Below are 20,231 nucleotides of genomic sequence, written 5' to 3' on the forward strand. Positions count from 1 at the left end.
AATTAATTCCTTCGGGATGGCGGGCAATTCCCGCAATGGGGCTTTCGGTTTGCGTGGCATACATGCTCCTTAACGACATGTTATGCCCTACACACAAAATTCCTGACAGGCCCAGTGATCGAGGGGCAAACTAGTAAACATCCCGCCGATACCCACCAGACTCCACCATCGCCTGCAACCGTTCTTCGCCAAGAATCCCCACCAGCACCGCGTGCACCCCACCCGCCATGCCTTGCAGACTCCCGCACACATAAATCGCCGCGCCCTGCTCCACCCATTGCGCGATCATCGCCGCATTGGCCTGCACGGCGTCCTGCACATAATGCGGCGCACCACCATCGCGCGACCAAGCGCGGTCCATGCGCGCGAGGACACCCTGCTTGATCCACGCATGCAGTTCTGCCCCATGGAAATCGTCATGCGCGGCCGAACGCTCGCCGAACAGCAGCCAGTTGCGATGATGCCCTTGTACAGCCCGTGCCTTGAGTATTGCGCGCAGGCCCGCGAGTCCCGTGCCGTTGCCGATCAGGATCAGCGGGCGACCATCGGCAGGTGCATGGAAACTGCGGTTGGTCCGCACACGCAACGCGAGATGACCGCCAACCTGCGCATGTTCGGTGAGCCAGCCGGACGCCAAACCCAGCTTGCCGTCCGCATGAAACGTCTGCCTGACGAGCAACTCAAGCCGGCCATCGGAGGGAAGCGAAGCAATCGAGTATTCGCGATGCGGCAGCGGTGGCAGCGCATCGATCAATTGCTGTGGATTCAGTCCAGCCAACGCATCGATATGCGTATCGGGCAGCGGCAAACGCGTGGCTAGCGCCGCAGCCAGCGGCATCGGGCGGCTGTCGCAACGCACAAGCTGTGTGCCGTCGAGCGAGAGATGCGCAAGCAGCCGCGCTACGACATCGGGCGGCAGGCATGGTCCTACCTCAGCGATATCGCCCGCCTGCCAGTCCAGTGACCCGGAAGCTTCGGGCACCAGCGCCAGATGAAATGCCGGGGCGCCAGCGCTTCCAGGATTCAGCAACTGTCGCTCCACCAGTTGCCAGCGGCCATAGCGCGGACGTTCCCAATCCGCGATCTCGGCGCCGCCGCTCAGTGCAGACAGATGGTTCTGCCAGTGGCGCAACGCTCCGGCATCGCCGTTGTCCACTTCGACCATATCGAACAATGGTTGCGCGTGATGGCGTTGCAGCCAGCCCGACAAGGCATGGCCGAAGGCGCAGAAGCCTGCATAGCTGCTATCGCCCAGTGCAAGCACGCCATAGCGAAGTTGTTTCAATGCGTCGGGCGTAGTGCCAGATAGCAATCGTCTTGCGAAACCCGATGCGCTATCGGGCGCATCGCCCTCACCCGTGGTGCTGACCAGGAACAGCGCCTGTTCGCACGCGGCAAGGCGGGCGCCATCGAGATCGGCGAACGACAGCAATTGCACCGGCATGCCCGCACCCTGCAGCGCACGCGCGGTCTGCTCGGCCAGTTGTTCGGCAAACCCGGTCTGGCTGGCATACGCGACGAGCGTGGGGCGCACACCGCTGTCCGATGTGGATGCCACTGCGGCCATGCGCGCGGCGCGACGGCGGCGATGCGTCATCACGATCGCCGCGCAGAATCCTGCATACGCGATGACGACGCCTGCGGCCATCGGCACGCGACCATGTGCGAGCATGGCCAGTGCCACGCCAGCGAGAAAGACGATCCAGCAGACCTTGCGCATCATGAAAGCATCGCGGCAAAAGCCGGCGTGGTCAGTTCATCGGAACCATCGGGTGTACGCACCAGCAGGCGCGCGGCCAGCGTATGACGTTGGGCGAAAGCCAGCCCGGCGTACGGGCCGAGCACCATCAACGCCGTCGACAACGCATCGGCCATCATGCATTCGCGATGGATCACAGTGACCGAGGCCAGCGCGTGCGTGGCCGGATAGCCAGTGCGGGGATCGATGGTGTGCGCATAGCGATGGCCATCGGCTTCGAAATAGCGACGATAGTCGCCGGACGTTGCCACCGACAAACCCAGCAACGCGATCAGCGTGCGCTGCGCGGCATCGGCATCACCATTGGCCACCGGCGATTCGAGTTCCACCCACCACGGCATGCCATCGGGCTTGAGTCCCTGTCCGCGCAGTTCGCCGCCGATCTCGACGAGATGATGCGCAACGCCGCAACCATCGAGATAGCGCGATACCGCATCGACACCGAAACCCTTGGCAATCGCGCAGACATCCAGCGAGAGTCCGCCCGGCTGTCTCACGCGGCGTTGCGATGCATCCACGTCATCGGCATGCAGCCGCTGCCAACCGCAATGCTGGCGCACGCGCGCCACATCGTTGGATGATGGGGCGACGGTACGTTTCCCCGCAGGACCGAAGCCCCAGAGATTCACCAGCGGTCCTGCCGTGGGATCGAAAGCACCGCCGCTATCGCGCGCCACCTGCAAGGCCGCCTGCAACACGATGAAAGCGTTTTGCGGCAGCGTCACCCAGCTATCGCCATCCGCGCGATTGAATCGGCTCAGGTCCGATGTCTCGGACCAGTTGCTCATTTCGGCGATGACGTTGTCGAGCACCGCGCGAATGCCCGCATCAATTTCATCGCCATGACGATTCGCAGGCAGCACGGCGCTGACCGTCCACGTGGTACCCATGGTCTCGCCATGCCACTGTCGCACCTGTCCTTGCGGGACAGACGGCGGCGGCGCAGCGAGCGCCACGGGAATCAGCACGCGATGCATCAACGTTGCTTACTGCGGCAGCACTTCCACCGTCACCGCATAGCTGGCGCGGCGGGTCTTGGCTTCCTTGATCGATGTCTTGTCGTCGCGAGTTTCCGCTTCCATCCAGTACATACCAGCCGCCGGATACTTCACGCTGAACTTGCCGTCGGCGTCCGTGGTTGCCTCGATCTCGTTCAGGCGATCGCGATAGCGGATGCCACCCGGCACCACCGCTACCTTCTGGTTCGCAAACGGCTTGCCATCGAGCAGCAGGCGGAAGCTGGCCGCTTCGCCAACGATCAAATCATTCGGATGCGTGATCGGCGCCAGTTCCAGACCCTTGCCCGTCGTGGTCAGCACTTGCTTGCTCGGACGGCCGTTGGTCACGTACGACTCCACGCGGCCCGCCTGTTCGCTCACCTGCAGATCCTGCGCATTGGCCGGCACGTTGGCGGCCAACGCATTGGCGGCACCGCGCCAGCGCTTGGTCTGGCCATTCTCTTTCCAGCTTGCAAACACGCCCTGGTTCACCACGGCGAGACGATACGTGCCGGGCTGGGTCAGATGCACATCGAACGTGCTGCGATACTTGCCCGTCGAGGCGTTCTCGGCCTGCACGGGCTTGCCGTCCGGGCCGGTGATGGCGAGGTTGTCGAGCCGCATCGGCACATGCTCGAAATAGAACAGGTCATTGGACACGGCGGCGTCCACCGTCACCCATGCGTCCTTCTCGGACAGCACCGTGGCCGAGGGCAGCAGCCACTGCCGATGCGCATGCGCGGCCAGCGGTGCGAGCGCGGCAAGGGCCAATACGGCGAGTCGGATGGAGATTCGGTTGCGGACAGGCTTGGTCATCGTCAGGCTCCGGTCAGGATCAATTCGCATTCAGTTCGGGATGGCATCAGGGTTTCACGTCGACGGTCACGCCGCCGAGTTCGTGCTCGCCCTTTGCATTGGTGGACTGCGCGGCTTTCGGCGGCCACACGAACGGCACGCGCACCAGTTCACGTCCACCCACTTCACGCGCGGCTTCCACCACGATCTGGTATTCGCCCGCCGGCAGCTTGCCGAGTGGCGCCTTGCCTTCGGTGAACGTCATCGTGTGTTCGCCCGGTGCGCGCGTGGCGCCCGAGACACCATCGGCCGGCATCTGCATGTCGCGGCCCGCCTTGCGCCACCACTGGCGCATGTCCTTGAGCCACTTGGTACCTTCGCCTTCCTTGTTCTTCGCGTCGTACATCACGGACAGCGTCGTGACGTGGCTCTGATCGGCGCGCTCCACCCACATCGCCACATAGGGACGGTGGTACTCGGCCACGTTCAGGCGGGGAATCTCCACCTTGACGCTCAGGCTGGCGGCCATGGCGGGTGCCAGTGGCACGGCCACGAGGCCGGTCATGGTGACGGACAGAAGTCGGCGCATCTCGGAACTACCTCTCTCGATGGAATGGTTTCAATGGATGAACAGGATGGCCAGCAGCAGGGGCACCACCAGCCCCGCGCCCACCAATGGCCACGTGGCCATGCGTCCGCCCGCGTGAAGCTTGAGCAGGACCAGCCCCGTGATACTGAAAATCAGGCACGCGAAGGCGAACACATCGATAAACAGGCTCCATGCGCGCCCGGTGTTGCGACCCTTGTGCAAATCGTTCAGGTAGGAGACCCAGCCGCGTGATGTGGTCTCGAATTGCACGTCGCCCGAATCGAGTTCGACGCTGACCCATGCATCGCCGCCGGGGCGCGGCAGCGCGATATAGATTTCGTCGGCGGACCATTCGGCCTCGCGCCCCGCTGCTTCCACATCCATCTGCTTGCCCAGCCAGTCAGCCAGCACGCGTGGCACTTCGCCCTTGATGTTCTTCGTGGCGGCTTCCGCAGGCGCGGCAAGCTTGAGCGCGTCGAGCACTGCGCGCGGGGCCGTGCCGGAGTGCGTCACCACCTTCGGACGCGCTTCGATCTGTCCGGCGTGGTTCAGCGTGAATCCGGTGATGGCAAACAGCAGCATCCCGATCAGGCAGATCGCGGAGCTGATCCAGTGCCACTGGTGAAGATGCTTGAGCCAGAATGCGCGGCGCTGCTGGCCGGTGACTGGCGTGGAATCGGTCATGCGGTGATGAAAGAGGATAAGCAGGAGATACCGGCCAACTGGCGACGGCATCACAATGCCCGCCCAAACCGACCGATGATAATGGTTCTCATTTTGGAGAGCAACGCCGTGCGGCATTTCGACGCCCGCCGTTTCGTTACGGCGCGTTACGCTGCCACGAACTGCCACAAATCTCCGTTGCATCGCGCTGCGGAGTGGCACGTCCGCCACTATTACCCAATTGGTAGTAATCCTCGATCAAGTTTGGTGTCCGGGCCGCCGTTAGCGCCGCTCATGGAGGACGACGTGCGAATCGTCCCGACATCGATCACGAGAAACGGAGGAGACGGATGCTGCAAAACCTGAGTCTGAAAAAGAAGCTCATGCTGCCCCTGGTGCTGAGCTGGGTGTGCCTGTTGGCCATCACGTTGTGGAACGTCTGGCAGATGCGCGAGATGCGTCTGGCGGATCGCAAGGTGGCGCTCGAACAGGTCACCGACACTGCTAATTCAGTAGTTGCCGAATACGAGGCGATGGCCCGTGCCGGCAAGATGAGCACCGAAGACGCCCAGAAGCAGGCGCTCGACCGCGTGCGTGCGATGCGCTTTGGAGCCGATGGCTATTTCACGCTGATGCGCTCGGATGCCGTGGTGCTGATGCACGCCATCAAGTCCGAACTCAATGGCAAGAACATGTCGGACATGAAGGACCCCAACGGCGTCTACCTGTTCCGCGATATCGCCCAGATCGGCAAGACGCAAGGCCGCGGCTTTATCGAATACCTGTGGCCGAAACCCGGTGCCGAATCCCCGCAGCCCAAGCTGAGCTACGTGCTGAACTTCAAGCCGTGGGACTGGGACTTCATCGCCGGCCTCTATCTCGACGACATCAACGCCGAATTCCGCACGTCGCTCTGGAAGGCGCTCGGCTGGTTGCTGGCCGTGGGTGCGTTGATGAGCGTAGTGATGGTGCGCATTGCCGTGGGCTTGCAGAAGCAGCTCGGCGGCGATCCGGCCGTGACCTCGCGCATCGCCGCAAGCATTGCCGAAGGCGATCTCGCCACGCCTGTGCAGGTGGCACCGAATGATCGTGACAGCGTGCTGTTCAACATGCAGCAGATGCAGGCACGGCTGACTGGTGCCATCGGCCAGATTCGCGGTTCCGCCGATTCCATCGCAGGCGCGGCACGCCAGATCTCGGCGGGCAACGTCGATCTCTCGCGTCGCAGCGAGGAACAGGCCGCCTCGCTGGAGCAAACCGCCGCGAGCATGGAAGAACTGACCGGCACCGTGCGCCAGAGCGCCGAGAATGCACGCCAGGCGGCACGATTGGCCGAAGGCGCCTCGGACATCGCCACGCGCGGCGGCGAGATCGTGCATCAGGTGGTGGGCACCATGGGCGAGATCAAGGCGGCCTCCGGCAAGGTGGTCGACATTATTGCGGTGATCGAAGGCATCGCGTTCCAGACCAACATCCTGGCGCTGAATGCTGCGGTGGAAGCCGCGCGTGCCGGTGAACAAGGTCGCGGCTTCGCGGTAGTGGCCGGCGAGGTGCGTAGCCTGGCGCAACGCAGCGCCACGGCCGCCAAGGAAATCAAGTCGCTGATCGACAACTCCGCGCAGCGCGTGGAAGACGGCGCCGTACTGGTGGAAGGCGCAGGCCGCGCGATGGAAGAAATCGTCAGTGCAGTCAAACGCGTGACAGACCTGATGGGCGAAATGCGCGCCGCCACTGAAGAACAGAGCGGCGGCATCGAGCAGGTCAATCAGGCGGTATCGCAGATGGACCAGATGGCGCAGCAGAACGCCGCGCTGGTGGAGGAAGCCACTGCCGCAGCCGCATCGCTGGAAGACCAGGCCGATGCGCTGCACCGCGCGGTGGGCCAGTTCAGGCTGGCGGGAGCGTTGTAAGCACGAAATAACCACAAGCGGGCCAACAGCCCGCAGGACGGGAAGACCGGGGGGTCAGTGGGCGATGCCGTGAGGCGTCGCCTTTTTTTTTGGATTGACCTGACCTCTTGGTGAACTCCCCTCTCCCAATCGACTGGACTCCGCGCGCCGCGCAGCCATTCACGCGATGACCGCCGCTACCCGAAACACATTCCCCTCCGGATCCGCGAGCACGGTCTGCCACTGCCCGTAGTACGTCTTGAACGGAGCCTTGACGATGGTCCCGCCGAGGCTCGTCATCAACGCCGCTGCGGCATCGACACGTGCCAATGCTTCCACCATGAACGTGGCATAGGCGATCGTGGGCGCGTTTGTACCATCGATGGGTTTCCGATCCGCAAGCCCCAGCAACTCGTACGCAGGCTCCGCATTGAATCCGAACTGGAAATCCGGCGTTTCGAGCGCGCAGTAGATCGGCGAGCGGCTCGCCGCCGCTTCCGGCAGGTCAAGTACGCGCTGATAGAACGCCATCTGCGCGTCGATATCCCGGCAGAGCAGGTTGAACCAGAGCTTCATGCCACGGCCTCCGGCACATAGGTCTTTCGATACATCTCTGTCAGATGCTCGCCTGCCGTGCACGGTGCATAGCGCGGAGTCTCGCCTTCCGCAACGGTACCCGGAACGGGTTCGATGCGTGCCAGATAGTCGGGTTCGTAGAAGAACGGAATCGAGTAGCGCGGCAAGCCATCGGAATGCACGTTGCGCACGCGGTGCGGATTCGAGTGGTAGTGACCGTTGGTCCAGCGCGGCACCATATCGCCCAGGTTGACCACGAAGCAGTCTGCCATCGGCGTGGCGGCCACCCACTGTCCATCCGGCATCTGCACTTCGAGACCACCGTGCTGGTCCTGCGCAAGGATCGTCACGGCGCCCCAGTCCGTATGCGCACCGGCGCCGAACGTTCGATCATCGGCATCGGCCGGATGCGCCGGATACCGGATCATGCGCAGCGTCACCATCGGGCTGTTGCTCGTGTGATCGAAGTAGTCCTCAGGCAGGTCCAACGACAGCGCCATCAACTGCATGAGCCGGCGTGAAAGCGTCAGCATCGCGTCGATATAGGTTTGGCACTGTGTGGGCGCCTGCGGCAGTTCCACGGGCCACTGGTTGTGACCATAGGTCTGGTAGCCCGCCACCACATAGGGATGGTCATCGGGATACGCCATCCCGCAGTAAAAGCTCTCCTTGAGGTCGGGCCGCGCTGCGGCATCGAGCCGTTGATCGCCAAGGTTCTCGAAGCCGCGCATCGTCGGCGAATTGCCCATGGCGAGCGCATGACGCGTGGCATCCGGCAGATCCAGCAACGCCTTGGCCAGCGCGAACTGCTCCGCTACCAGTTGGCGTGGCACGCCGTGATGGCGAATGTAGAAGAAGCCCGATGACATCGCGGCGGCACGAAAAGCCTGCGCCACCTCGGCGCTGCGCGGCGCACCGGGCGTCAAGGCATCCGCAAGATCGATCATGGGAATCGACATGATGCAGGCCCCCCTTACGCCTTGAGCTTCCGATCCGCTGCCGCAGGCAGGAACTGATCCGTCCAGATATCTGCAGCGGTCATCGGCTGCTTGATGCCGAACGCGCCCACGGTCTCGTCGACGGTCGCCTGCAGACGCGCCTGCGTGGCCGCGCCCCAGCCATCGCGTTGCGTATCGGGCGTGCGCATCGATCCATCGACGATCAGTTTCAGGCGCTCGAATTCCAGCGTCTGATCGGCCAATGGCTCGCGTGCCTTCACGGCGGCAGCGCCCGCCTTCGGGTCCGCCATCGCCTCGATCCATCCGCGCGTGGATGCCTTGACGAAGGCCTTCATCGCCTCCGGCTGTTCGGCCATGCTCTTTCGATTGGCCACGAGTCCGTTGCCATACGATTTCATGCCGTAGTCCGAGAAACGGAACACAGTCAGCTTCTCCGGCCCGAGTCCGCGCGCTTTCAGGTTCAGCAGGCCGGTGAAATAGAAATACGCAGCCGCATCGAAATCGCCTTTCGCAAAGCGCGTATCGCCAATATCGGGCGTGGCGTTCTCCCACTTGACCGTTGCCGGATCGAAACCCTGCGCCTTGGCGAATACGGGAAACAGCTTGCGCGAAGCATTGAAAGGCTGACCGAGGATGGTCTTGCCCGCGAGGTCGCCAGGCTTGACGATGCCGCCGCCCTTGCGAACGATCACCGCATTGGGATTCAGGTCGTACTGGATCGCCACGGCCTTGAGTGCAGCAGTGGGATTGGCCGCGTTGAATTCAATCATCGCCGCCAGGTCTGCGGATGCGCAATCATAGGCACCGCCCGCTACCAGGCTGATGGCCGAGGCCGAGCCGTTGCCGGTATCGATCACCACATCGAGGCCGGCATCCTTGTAGTAGCCGCGCTGCAGCGCCAACAGGAAGCCGGCGCCAGACGCTTCCACTTTCCAGCCGAGATTGAATTTGAATTTCTGCAGCGAACCCGAGGCACGGACGAAAGCCGGTGCGGCCAGCAGGGAAGAAAACGCGGTGGCGCCAGTGGCGCGCAGGAAGGTACGGCGTCGCATGGAAAGCACTCCGGAAACAGGCGTGGATACACGTGGCGAGCAATTTCCGGGCGGCAGAACTGCCGCTGAACGCTTCTACTCTCCGCGCTGTATCCACGCAGGTTCCGTGCCAAGAATCTGGCGACACCTTGCACCGCAATGCGGCACGATGCGCCACGACGGCGCACTCCGATCGATCAGGCGATGGCCGTGGCAGGCAACGATGCGGGTGCGGTCCACTGCGGCAGCGCCGTACCGTCCACCAGTGCTTCCACATGCCGATGCGCGAGGGCCGGACCCACGCTCATGCCGACCCCGCTATGCATCAGCGCCACCGTGGTGCGGTCGTCTATACGCGTGATCGAAAACGCGCCGCTGCCCGGCGTGTGACGCTTGGCACCGTACACACCCTGCCAGCGCTCCACCACGCGCAGCTTGCTGCGCAGCGTATCGCGTGCCAGATCCAGCATGATGCTGTCCACGGATTCCGCATTGAACGGACGCGCATCCTGGCTGTAGTCGTGCGAGTCGCCGATGATCCAGTCACCATAGGGCGTCGGGCTGACCAGCAGGTGGATGCCGTGGCGTTGCAGCTCGGGACGCTGTTGCTCGATCTGCGTGGCGAGTGCCCGTGCCGTCTGCAGATCGGCAAACGCGCCGTAGTGCGTGCACGACAAACCCGTGAGCACCGCGTGCTGCAGATGGAAGCCATCTTCCGGCGTCACGCGCAGCATCTGCAGGCGACACACCTGCGGCTCCAGCGCGCGCAACTGTTCGGCGCACAGCGTCTGGTAGTCGTGACCGCTACACACGATCACGCGCTGCGCGTTGCAGACGCCCGCCGTGGTATCGAGCCGACCATGGTCCACGCCTCGCACCAGCGTGCCGAAATGGAAGCGCACGCCCTGCGTGGCGAGCCACACGGCCAGCGCGGGAACGGCTTCGCGCGAGTACAACTGCAGATCGTCGAAGCCCTGCAGCGCCGACCGATGCATGGCGAAGCGGCCGTCATAGAGGCCGGCCAGATCGGCACCGCGCAGCAGCTTCACGTTGTAGCGGAAAGCCGGCGCGCGCGTATCCATGAACTCTTCGAGCACGGCGTCTTCCGTGCGGTCACGCGAGAACAGCAGCGCGCCATTGGCACGTGCCGAGATACCCGCGCGCTCGGCCCATCCCAAATACAGCGCACGGCTTTCGCGTGCCAGATCCAGCATGATGCCGGGCGGCTGGCCGGTCACCAGCATCTGCCCGAAATTGCGGATCGAGGCGCCTACTGCCACTTCGCTGCGCTCGAACACCGTCACGCGCAGGCCGCGCTTGACGGCGGCCGCTGCGTGCGCCAGACCGAGGATGCCTGCGCCGACAATTGCCACGTCGGTGCTGGCATCCAGGCCGCCTTGAAATGCGGGGGCTTCCATCACTTACTTCTTCTCCGACTTGCCGTCATAACGCTTGGACCACTCGACGAGGATGCGATCACGATTCGCGCTGGCCCATGCGAAATCGTTCTTGATCAGGCGCTTCTCGTAATCGGCCGGCAGCAGTGCATCCGGCTTGGAGAAACCCGGGCTCGCCACCACGGCAAAGTTTTTCTCGTACAGCGCCATGGCAGCGGGGCTTGCCGAGAAATCGGCAAGCTTCTTCGCGGCCTCCACGTTCTTCGTGCCCTTCATGATCGCGGTGGCCTCGACGTCCCAGCCCAGACCTTCCGACGGCAGCACGATGTCGATCGGTGCACCGTCCTTCTTCGTCTTCACGGCGCGATATTCGAACGCGATACCGATCGGGAACTCGCCCGATGCAGCCATCTTGCACGGCTTGGAACCCGAATGCGTGTACTGGCCGATGTTCTGGTGCAGCGCATCCATGTAGGCCCAGCCCTTCTGCTCGCCCATCATCTGCAACCATGCGCTGACATCGAGGTAGCCTGTGCCCGACGACGCCGGATTCGGCATCACGATCTTGCCCGCGTACACCGGCTTGGTCAGGTCTGCCCACGACGTGGGCTTCGGCAGGTTCTGCTTTTGCGCTTCCACGGTGTTGAAGCAGATGGCCGCGCCCCACACATCCATGCCCACCCATGCCGGCGGGTTGGCGCTGCTGCGGTAGCGTGCGTCGATCTTCGACAGGTCGGCCGGTGCGTACGGCGTCAGCATGCCTTCCTTGTCGAGAATCGCCAGGCTCGATGCGGCGAGACCCCAGATCACATCGGCGCGCGGGTTGTTCTTCTCCGCCAGCAGCTTGGCCGTGACCACACCGGTGGAGTCACGCACCCACTTGATTTCGATATCGGGATTCGCCTTCTCGAACGCTGCCTTGTACGCAGCCACCTGGTCTGCTTCGAGCGCGGTGTAGACGGTCAGGGTCGTGGCGGCATACGCCGACGTGCTGAGCACCATCGCAGCGGCGACGGCCAACAGGGAAAGACGTGCAGTCATGGTTTTCTCGTTTCAGTGGTTAGAGGGTGCGACGATCAGGCGATTCAGACGCATTGCGGGCGCTCGCCGCTCGCCATGCGACGGTTGATATCCGCGACGACCACCGGCAGGTCGGCAATCGTGTCGATCTCGTAGTGCGGCCGGCACGCGGCAAAGCCCGCCGAGATGGCTTCGCGATGATGCGCACGCTCGTCATCGGACAGCGCCGCATAGTCTTCGTATGGCAAGCCCAACGTGTTGCCCGACATCAGCAACGCCACGGTCCACATGCCGGCGCGATGGCCTTCTTCGATACCGGGCACGGTGTCGTCCACCTTCACGCAGGCGGCCACATCGCCGATACCGAGATCCACCACGTTGCGCAGTGCCTGCGCGGGGTACGGACGCGCACGCGGCACGTCATCGCAGGCCACCACGCAGTCGGGCTGGTAACCGGCTTCGGCAGCGAGTGCCACTACGCGATCCATCACCACGCGCGGATAGCCCGAGCACGAACCGATCTTCATGCCGGCCTCGCGCAGCGCGGCAATGGTCTCCAGCGCGCCGGGGATCATGGCCGAGTGCGTGTCAACCTTGGCGATCTGCAGCGGCATGAAGCGGTTGTAGATGGCGGTCACGTCTTCATCGGTGGGCATGTGACCGTGCGCCAGCGAGAAACGTGTGGCAATCGCACTGTCGTTGCACAGCGTGCGGATGTGGTCCCACTTGCCCAGGCCCATCGGACCACGCGCTTCGTCGAGCGTAATGGCCACACCGAACTCCGCGAAGGCTTCCACGAAGATCTGCGTCGGTGCGAACGACCCGAAATCGACGACCGTACCGGCCCAGTCCAGCACAGCGGCCTCCAGGCGCAGCGGGGCGGGGTTACCCACCGGGCGGGTCTTGATCGGGGAGATATCACCCATGTTCATGTTTCCTTTCAACGAATTCAACGGGAGGCCGTGCGCCAGGCTTGCGTGCGCCGCATGACGCCGCGCATGGCGAACTCCAGCAACAGCGATACGACGATGGACGTCACCAGAATCAGCGTGGACATGGCCGCAGCGGGACCGATGTCGCCGGCGTCGTCCATGTTCAGCACAGCTACCGAAGCCAGCACGGTGTCGGGGCTGTACAGGAAGATCACGGCGGATACCGTGGTCATGGCCGAGACAAACAGAAAGCGTGCGCAGGACAGTACGGCGGGCAGGCACATCGGCAACGTCACGCGCCAGTAGGTACGCAGCGCCGAGACCTTGAGCGAGGCCGATACCGATTCAAAGACCGGATCGAGCTGACCGAGCGATGCCACCGACGTCAGGTGTGCCGTGGTGGCGCAGTGCATGATCGTGCAGAGCACCATCAGCGTCATGCTGCCGTACAGGCCGTTCAGCGGATTGTCGGGATGATTGAAGAAGAAGACGTAGCCGAGACCGAGCACCAGACCGGGCACCGCCATCGGCAGCAGCACGGCAAAACGGATCACGGGATGCAACCATGTGGCCACGCGCGTCTTCTCCACCAGCCATGCGCCTGTGAAGATCAATGCCGTGCCGAACAGCGTGGTCAGCGCAGCGAGCTTCAGGCTGTTGCGATACGCCAGCCAGCCGCCGCCATCCATATTGTCGAAGTCGTAGTTGCGCAGCGACAGGTCGAGGTTGTACGGCCACAGCTTCACGAGCGATGCGCCAACCGCCGTGGCAAGCATCAGCAGAATCCAGCCGATCACGAGCGTGGTCAGCAGCAGATAGAGTCCATCGCGCAGACGATCCGGTTGCGGCTGATACGGCTGCGCGCGGCTCGCCAGTGCAGCATGCTGGCGGCGCTGGACAATGCGCTCGACACCGAACGTCAGCAATGCGGGCAGCAACAGCATCAGACCGATCACTGCGCCGCGTGCGAATTGCTGCTGGCCCACCACGGCCTTGTACGCTTCCACGGCCAGCACCTGATAGCTGCCGCCCACCACGGTCGGCACGCCGAAGTCCGTGGCGACGAGCGTGAACACCAGTGCGAACGCGCCAAACAAGCCGTAACGCGCACCGGGCAGCGTGACCGTGCAGAACGTGCGCCACTGCGTCGCACCCATTGCGCGCGCTGCATCGTAGAGTCGCCCATCGGCCAGCGTCAGCGTGGCGACCATCAGCATCAGTGCGTACGGGAATGTGTAGAACGACTCGCCGAGCACGATGCCCCAGAAACCGTAGATGCTCGCGCCTTGCATCCATGCCTTGAACAAACCCTGATTACCGAACAGGTAGACCAGCGCGATACCGGGCAGCAGCGACGGCGCAAACAGCGGCAGCATCGCGAGCGTGCGCATCGTGCCACGCAGCGGCATGCGCGTGCGTTGCACTGCGTAGGCGAAGGCGAAGGCCAGCGGCACGACGATCAACGCCACGGTGGCGGACACCGCAAGCGTGCGGCCCACCATCGCGAGGAAATTCGGCGCCTGCACGACGTGGGCTACCAGCGCCAGACCGTGCTGATCGGTGCCATGTGCGCCGGAAACGAGGCCCGTGGCTTGCAGCAGCATCATCGCCACCGGCAGCAGCAGACCCAGCGTCAGCAGTAGCAGCCATACGAACTTCATGCCCGCGAGCATCGGCGCATCGGTGCGCCAGAACGGCGTGCGCGGCGTGGATGCGGCGGGGGGGATGGCCATGACGTTGGCTTCGCGTTGAATCATCGGCATCGCATCCTCACGCGTAGACCCGCAGGCCGTCGCGCGCCAGCGCGATCCACAGCTTGCTGTCGCCAACATCCGCGCGCAGTGCATGCGACGGGACTTCGGCCACCAGCGGCGCGTCGGGCAAGCCGTCGATAGCCAGCGTCAGGCGCGTGCGGCTGCCCAGATAGATGTGTTCGACCACGCGGGCGAGATGGCGATTGGGTGCATCTTCAGCGGCGTGCAGCGTCACGGCTTCGGGACGGCAGAACAGACGCGCCGAGCCATGTGCGGCATCGGCATTCCCGTCAATCGACAACGCCTTGCCGGCCAGCATCGGCATACCTTCCGCACTGCGCGACAACGGCAGCCAGTTGGCCTGACCGACAAACCCGGCGACGAATGCCGTGGCCGGTTGTGCATAGATGTCGGCGGGTGTGCCGGTCTGCTCGATGCGACCGTTCGACATCACGGCGATGCGATCGGCCATGGCCATCGCCTCGTCCTGATCGTGCGTGACCATCACCGTGGTCACATTCAGCTTGCGCTGCAGGCGGCGCAGTTCGATGCGCAAGTGTTCACGCACCTGCGCATCCAGCGCCGACATCGGTTCGTCGAGCAGCAGCAGCGACGGTGCGGGCGCCAGCGCGCGGGCCAGTGCCACGCGCTGCTGCTGGCCGCCCGACAGTTGCGAGGGATACCGGGCCTCGCTGCCCGAGAGACCGACCAACGCCAGCATCTCGGACACCCGCTCCCGCGCACGGCTGCCGCGCACATCACCGAGGCCATAGGCCACGTTCTGCGCAACCGTCAGGTTGGGAAACAGCGCATAGGACTGAAAGACGATGCCGTAGTCACGCTCGCCTGGCGGCAGGCTGGAGATATCGCGGCCACCGGCCACGATGCTTCCGGCATCCTGCGCTTCGAGCCCGGCGATGATGCGCAGCAGCGTGGTCTTGCCACAGCCGGACGGGCCCAGCAGGCAGACGAATTCGCCCTGCGCCACATCCAGCGAAACGCCTTCGAGTGCCGTGAACGCACCAAAGCGGCGCGTGACTTGCCGCACGGAGAGAAACGGTCTGGCGTTGCTCTGGTTCGGGTGGAGGGTTGGCTGGAACATCGGCGGGGGCGGTTGCGATAACAGCCCCCAATGTAGTCAGCCGGCATGTAGCCATCGTGGCAGTTAGCCCAAATGCGCCAATGCCCCTATTTCCGGATTTTGTATTGGAATGGTGCCGGCTTACGAAACCGGCGTCACGAGTGCCAGGAACGCCGCAATCAGCCGTGCATCCTTACGGTCGTGCAGGCAATACAGGTATTCGCTCAGCTCGGGCGCGGCATCGTCGAAGGTCAGCATGCGCAGGTCCGGGTGGCTCGGCACTTCCTGCCGCGCAATCACGCTGACGCCCAGGTTGCGCGTGATGGCTTCGCGGATGGATTCGCGGCTGCCGATTTCCACCGTGGACGCAGGCATCACACCCACCTCGGCCATCATCGTCTCGGTCATCGCACGCGTTGTCGATCCCGCCTCGCGTACCAGTAGCCGGCATTGCGCCAGCATCTTCACCGGCACACTGTTGCGGGCGGCCAGCGGATGGCTGCGATGCACCACCAGCACCAGCGGATCGCGCGCCAGTTCGATCCGCAGGAAGCGCGCATCGTCCACGCGGTGCGACGACGACGCCACGTCCACGCGGTATTCCTGCAACGCCTCCAGCATCTGCGCCGAGTTGCCCGCCTCGATACTCACGTCGATGCCGGGATGATCGCTGCAGAAACGATCGATGATATCCAGAATGTAGTACGGCCCGGTGGCGCCAATGCGCAAATGCCCGGTGGCCGTGCCGCCGGAATTGCGCAGGAAGAACTCGATCTCGGTTTCCTGGCGGACCAGTTCATCCACCAGCGGCATCAGCCGCACGCCTGCATCGGACAGCGCAAGGCGACGGCCGCCCCGGTAGAACAGTTCGATGTTGTACGCCTCTTCCAGCGCCTTGATCTGCGAGGTCACGGTCGGCTGAGACAGACCCAACTGCTTGGCGGCCAGCGTGATGCTGCCCATGCGGGCGACCATGAAGAACGACTTGAGTTGCGCGACGAGCATGGGAGCGGGCGAGATGAGTGTCGGGCCGGAATGGCGGCCCATTCTAGCGGAAGCGCCTGACAGCGCCCCGCTCTCCCCGCATCAGTAAGCGCGCGCCAGGAAATCCCGCGTACGCGCATGCACGGGCGCACCGAACAGTTGCTCGGGCGCGCCTTCCTCCACGACCTTGCCGCCATCCATGAAGACCACGTGGTTCGCCACGTCACGGGCAAAGCCCATTTCGTGCGTGACCACGAGCATCGTCATGTGCTCGTCGGCAAGCTGGCGCATGGTGCGCAGCACTTCGCCGGTGAGTTCAGGGTCCAGCGCGGAAGTCGGTTCATCGAACAGCATGATGTCCGGCTCCATCGCCAGCGCGCGTGCGATGGCCACACGCTGCTTCTGCCCGCCTGAGAGCCGCGACGGATAGTTGTCGCGCTTGTCGGACAGACCCACCTTGTGCAGTAGCGATTCGGCGATGGTGATGGCCTGGTCGCGCGGCATGCGCTTGACCGTGATTGGCGCTTCGATCAGGTTTTCCAGCACGGTCAGGTGCGGAAACAGATTGAACGACTGGAACACCATGCCCATCTTCGCGCAGACGCGCCGCACGGTGGCCGCATCGGGATACTTCGCGCGGCCGTTCTCGGTCGTTGCCAGCAACTCGCCACCCACGCTGATCTCGCCACTGTCGATGACTTCCAGATGATTCAGGCAGCGCAGCAACGTGCTCTTGCCCGAGCCGGACGGGCCGATCACGGCGGTCACGTCGCCCTTGTTCAGCGAGAGCGACACACCCTTGAGCACCTGCAGCGTGCCGAACGATTTGTGGATGTCGCTGGCAACGATCATCGGCTTATTGGTCGAATTTTGCATAGCGCTTCTCGAGTCTCTGGAAGAACCACGTCAGGATCAGCGTCATGACGAGGTAGAACGCCGCAGCGACCAGAAACGGCGAGGTGGTGAAATCGCGCTGGACGATACCGCGCGCGGTACGCAGGATGTCGTTGAGCGCCAGCACGTAGATCAGCGAGGTGTCCTTGACCAGCGTAATGGTCTCGTTGCTGACCGGCGGCAGGACACGGCCGATCATCTGCGGCAGCACCACGCGGCGCATGGTCTGCACATAGCTCAGGCCCAATGCCTTGCTGGCCTCGTACTGACCGCGCTCCACGGACTGGATACCTGCACGGAAGATCTCCGCGAAGTACGCCGCGTAGTTCAGCGCGAACGCCACCACGGCAGCCGGGAAGTCGGGCAGCTTGATGCCGACGTAGGGCACGAAGGGCAACGCGTAGTAGATGAACAGCATCTGGAGCATGAGCGGCGTGCCGCGCATCAGCCAGATATAGCCGTTGACCAGCTGGCTCAGCGGCCGCCAGGCCGAGATGCGCATCAGCGCCAGCGCCAGTCCCAATGGCACGGCCAGCGCCAGGGTAATGGCGAACAAGCCCAGAGTGAGCTTGGCCCCCTCCATCATCGGGGGCAGCAGTGTAAGAACGTAGTCCATGCGGAAACGAAAATGCCAGCACGCCTCCGGCGCGCTGGCTGGGTTTTTTCTGCTTACTTGCTGACTTCTTGTTTACTTCGTGATATCCGCGCCGAACCACTGCGCCGAGATCTTCGCAGCCGTGCCATCCTGCTTCATCGCCGCCAGCGTCTTGTTCAGCTTCTCGAGCAGCTCCGCGTCATCCTTGCGCACGCCCACGCCATAGTCTTCCGTGCCGAAGTTCTCGTCCAGCACGCGGTACTCGTTGGGGCGCTTGCTGGCCAGATAGCGGCCCACGACCTCATCCACGACGACGGCGTCGAGGCGGCCGGTCGACAGGTCCATGAGCGCGGTGACGTTGTCGCCAAACGTCTTCACGTCCTTCAGGCTCGCCGCCGTCTTTTCGTCCTTCTTGATGGCGTCCACGGCGCTGCTGCCGTCCTGCGCACCTACGATCTTGCCGGCCAGTTCTGCCTTGGTCTTGATCGGCGAGTTGGCCGTGACCATGATGATCTGGTGATTGGTCATGTACGGCGCGGTGAAGCCGATGTTCTTCTTGCGCTCGTCCGTGATCGTCAGGCCGTTCCACAGCACGTCCACGCGCTTGCCGTTCAGTTCGGCTTCCTTGGCGCTCCAGTCGATGGGCTTGAACTCCACCTTCAGGCCCAGGCGGTTGCTCGCTTCCTTCGCCATGTCGATGTCGAAGCCGACCAGTTCGTTCTTCTCGTTGCGGAAGCCCATCGGCGGGAAGTTATCGTCCAGGCCCACCACCACGGTGGTGGCAGCGGCAGCAACCGGTTGGGCAGTGGTATCAGCCTCTTTCTTGCCGCAAGCGGCGAGCGTGACGAGACCGGCAATCATCAGGAGTGCAGCGATTTTTTTCATTGGGATCGTGTGCCGAGGAGGAGTGGAATTTTTTTCAAGGCCGATACGATACCAGCGTGCGCCCCGTCACCCCGGGAAAACTACGATTTTCTGCGAATACTTGTGGCGCTTGACCGACTTTACGCCGATCTTGTTTGATCCATGGCGTCTGGCGAGGCTTACCCCGTTGGCATGCCTCAGGCAATGTGTCAATCGTTCTCAACCCCATTTGTTCACACTTGCCTATCGGGGTTTTCCCCCAGAATCGGCGAAGGCTGCGTTACACGCACCTCGCCGCCAAGGCCGGCGTGAAGGTCTCCACCGGCTATGAAGTGCGGTCGATCACGCGCAACGAAGATGGCACATGGCGTGTGTCCGCGTTCGATACCCGGGACGGCACGAAAATCCAGACGGTCGATGCCGCGAAAGTATTTATCGGCGCGGGTGGCGCAGCTCTGCCGCTGTTGCAACTGTCCGGCATTCCCGAGGCGAAGCAATACGGCGGCTTCCCGGTCGGCGGCGAGTTCCTGGTCTGCGACAAGCCCGAGATCGCCGCGCGCCATTTGGCCAAGGTCTACGGCCTGGCGGATACCGGCTCGCCCCCGATGTCGGTGCCTCACCTCGACACGCGTGTCCTCGACGGCAAGAAGGTAATCCTGTTCGGACCGTTCGCCACATGGTCGAGCAAGTACCTCAAGAATGGCTCGTACTTCGATCTGGTCAAGGCCACCACGCCGTCGAACATCGTGCCGCAACTGCAGGTCGGCGCGCACGAATTCGCGCTGGTGAAGTATCTGGCGGAGCAGTTGGCCTTGTCGCGGGACGAAAAGATGGCGGCACTCCGCCACTACATGCCCGAGGCGAAGGACGCTGACTGGCGCCTGTGGGAAGCCGGCCAGCGGGTGCAGATCATCAAGAACGACCCCGAGAAGGGTGGCGTGCTGAAGCTCGGTACCGAAGTAGTCGTGTCTGCGGACGGCTCCGTCTCCGCACTGCTGGGAGCTTCGCCGGGCGGCTCCACATCGCCGGCGATCATGCTGTCGCTGCTGGAACGCGTCTTCGCAGACCAGATGAAGACGCCGGCATGGCAGCAAAAAATCCGCGAGATCGTGCCCAGCTACGGCAAGAAGCTCAATGAGAACCCGCAGCTTCTGGCAACGGAATGGGCCACCACCGCCGAAACCCTGCAACTGGCCATCGCCCCGCCCAGCCTCGACGGCTTCGTCCCGTCCACCGCCCCCACAACGACGCCGGGCGTGGTGAAGAAGGTGCCGGATATGGCGCTGTAAGCGCTGTAGCGGGTTCGCTCTCTCTCCCGCCGGTTTTCTCCCCTTTCCCGCGAAGTGGGAGAGGGGTTGGGGGAGAGGGCTAGCGGCTCTGCTTGCCGACCACCTCGCATTTTGCACCGCCCTGCCCTCTCCCCCGCCCCTCTCCCGCGCGCGGGAGAGGGG

The 20,231-nt window shown here is 63.6% G+C and carries 18 protein-coding genes and 1 pseudogene; 2 read left to right on the forward strand and 17 right to left on the reverse strand.

What is annotated here, in order from left to right; genetic code table 11:
* Positions 1-130 precede the first annotated feature (130 nt).
* From FFS21_RS28900 to FFS21_RS28920, 5 genes are read right to left on the reverse strand one after another with little or no spacing between them, the layout of a single operon-like run.
* On the reverse strand, positions 131-1,723 hold the full coding sequence (locus FFS21_RS28900) for a flavodoxin domain-containing protein (protein WP_137928125.1): 1,593 nt from the start codon (positions 1,721-1,723) through the stop codon (positions 131-133).
* A complete protein-coding gene (locus tag FFS21_RS28905) occupies positions 1,720-2,736 on the reverse strand; it encodes an FAD:protein FMN transferase (protein ID WP_137928126.1) in 1,017 nt (338 codons plus the stop codon). The genes FFS21_RS28900 and FFS21_RS28905 overlap by 4 nt, the downstream gene beginning before the upstream one ends.
* A gap of 9 nt (positions 2,737-2,745) precedes the next feature.
* Positions 2,746-3,573 (reverse strand): DUF4198 domain-containing protein, encoded by an 828-nt coding sequence (locus FFS21_RS28910; protein ID WP_137928127.1) that lies wholly within the window; start codon positions 3,571-3,573, stop codon positions 2,746-2,748.
* Positions 3,574-3,619: 46 nt separating this feature from the next.
* Positions 3,620-4,141, reverse strand: coding sequence for a DUF2271 domain-containing protein (locus tag FFS21_RS28915; RefSeq protein WP_137928128.1), 522 nt, complete (start codon positions 4,139-4,141; stop codon positions 3,620-3,622).
* A gap of 30 nt (positions 4,142-4,171) precedes the next feature.
* Positions 4,172-4,825, reverse strand: coding sequence for a PepSY-associated TM helix domain-containing protein (locus FFS21_RS28920; RefSeq protein ID WP_137928129.1), 654 nt, complete (start codon positions 4,823-4,825; stop codon positions 4,172-4,174).
* A gap of 329 nt (positions 4,826-5,154) precedes the next feature.
* Here FFS21_RS28920 and FFS21_RS28925 point away from each other — a divergent pair, with 329 nt between their 5' ends.
* Entirely contained in the window at positions 5,155-6,714 is a 1,560-nt protein-coding gene (locus FFS21_RS28925) for a methyl-accepting chemotaxis protein (protein WP_137928130.1), read from the forward strand.
* Positions 6,715-6,873: 159 nt separating this feature from the next.
* On the opposite strand, the gene FFS21_RS28930 is transcribed toward FFS21_RS28925, so the two are convergent.
* From FFS21_RS28930 to FFS21_RS28985, 12 genes are all read right to left on the reverse strand, one after another.
* Positions 6,874-7,269: a VOC family protein gene (locus tag FFS21_RS28930; RefSeq protein ID WP_137928131.1), complete on the reverse strand. Its 396-nt coding sequence runs from the start codon at positions 7,267-7,269 to the stop codon at positions 6,874-6,876.
* Positions 7,266-8,228, reverse strand: a complete 963-nt coding sequence (locus FFS21_RS28935) for an isopenicillin N synthase family dioxygenase (RefSeq protein ID WP_137928132.1) — start codon at positions 8,226-8,228, stop codon at positions 7,266-7,268. The genes FFS21_RS28930 and FFS21_RS28935 overlap by 4 nt, the downstream gene beginning before the upstream one ends.
* Before the next feature lie 14 nt (positions 8,229-8,242).
* Positions 8,243-9,280, reverse strand: coding sequence for an ABC transporter substrate-binding protein (locus FFS21_RS28940; protein ID WP_137928133.1), 1,038 nt, complete (start codon positions 9,278-9,280; stop codon positions 8,243-8,245).
* 176 nt (positions 9,281-9,456) lie between these two features.
* Positions 9,457-10,677, reverse strand: coding sequence for a TIGR03364 family FAD-dependent oxidoreductase (locus FFS21_RS28945; protein ID WP_171020520.1), 1,221 nt, complete (start codon positions 10,675-10,677; stop codon positions 9,457-9,459).
* 3 nt (positions 10,678-10,680) lie between these two features.
* The gene (locus FFS21_RS28950) at positions 10,681-11,697 is read right to left on the reverse strand and encodes a putative 2-aminoethylphosphonate ABC transporter substrate-binding protein (protein WP_137928135.1); all 1,017 of its coding nucleotides are present in this window, start codon (positions 11,695-11,697) and stop codon (positions 10,681-10,683) included.
* 44 nt (positions 11,698-11,741) lie between these two features.
* Positions 11,742-12,602 carry a phosphonoacetaldehyde hydrolase gene (phnX, locus tag FFS21_RS28955; RefSeq protein ID WP_137928136.1) on the reverse strand — a complete coding sequence of 287 codons (861 nt, stop codon included), beginning with the start codon at positions 12,600-12,602 and terminating at the stop codon, positions 11,742-11,744.
* 23 nt (positions 12,603-12,625) lie between these two features.
* The gene (locus FFS21_RS28960; RefSeq protein ID WP_137928137.1) at positions 12,626-14,371 is read right to left on the reverse strand and encodes a putative 2-aminoethylphosphonate ABC transporter permease subunit; all 1,746 of its coding nucleotides are present in this window, start codon (positions 14,369-14,371) and stop codon (positions 12,626-12,628) included.
* Between the two features lie 7 nt (positions 14,372-14,378).
* The gene (locus FFS21_RS28965; protein WP_137928138.1) at positions 14,379-15,464 is read right to left on the reverse strand and encodes a putative 2-aminoethylphosphonate ABC transporter ATP-binding protein; all 1,086 of its coding nucleotides are present in this window, start codon (positions 15,462-15,464) and stop codon (positions 14,379-14,381) included.
* Positions 15,465-15,584: 120 nt separating this feature from the next.
* Entirely contained in the window at positions 15,585-16,448 is an 864-nt protein-coding gene (locus tag FFS21_RS28970; RefSeq protein ID WP_137928141.1) for a LysR family transcriptional regulator, read from the reverse strand.
* 81 nt (positions 16,449-16,529) lie between these two features.
* On the reverse strand, positions 16,530-17,279 hold the full coding sequence (locus FFS21_RS28975) for an amino acid ABC transporter ATP-binding protein (protein ID WP_137928142.1): 750 nt from the start codon (positions 17,277-17,279) through the stop codon (positions 16,530-16,532).
* A 4-nt stretch (positions 17,280-17,283) separates the two neighbouring features.
* Positions 17,284-17,937 (reverse strand): amino acid ABC transporter permease, encoded by a 654-nt coding sequence (locus tag FFS21_RS28980; RefSeq protein ID WP_137928139.1) that lies wholly within the window; start codon positions 17,935-17,937, stop codon positions 17,284-17,286.
* 72 nt (positions 17,938-18,009) lie between these two features.
* A complete protein-coding gene (locus FFS21_RS28985; RefSeq protein ID WP_137928140.1) occupies positions 18,010-18,801 on the reverse strand; it encodes an amino acid ABC transporter substrate-binding protein in 792 nt (263 codons plus the stop codon).
* Between the two features lie 266 nt (positions 18,802-19,067).
* On the opposite strand from FFS21_RS28985, the pseudogene FFS21_RS28990 reads away from it, so the two are divergent.
* Positions 19,068-20,069, forward strand: a pseudogene (locus FFS21_RS28990) (malate:quinone oxidoreductase); the annotation flags it as partial.
* Positions 20,070-20,231: the final 162 nt, after the last annotated feature.

Origin of the sequence: Cupriavidus sp. 2SB (genome assembly GCF_005503625.1) — a bacterium.
In the GTDB taxonomy this organism is placed as follows: Bacteria; Pseudomonadota; Gammaproteobacteria; order Burkholderiales; family Burkholderiaceae; genus Cupriavidus.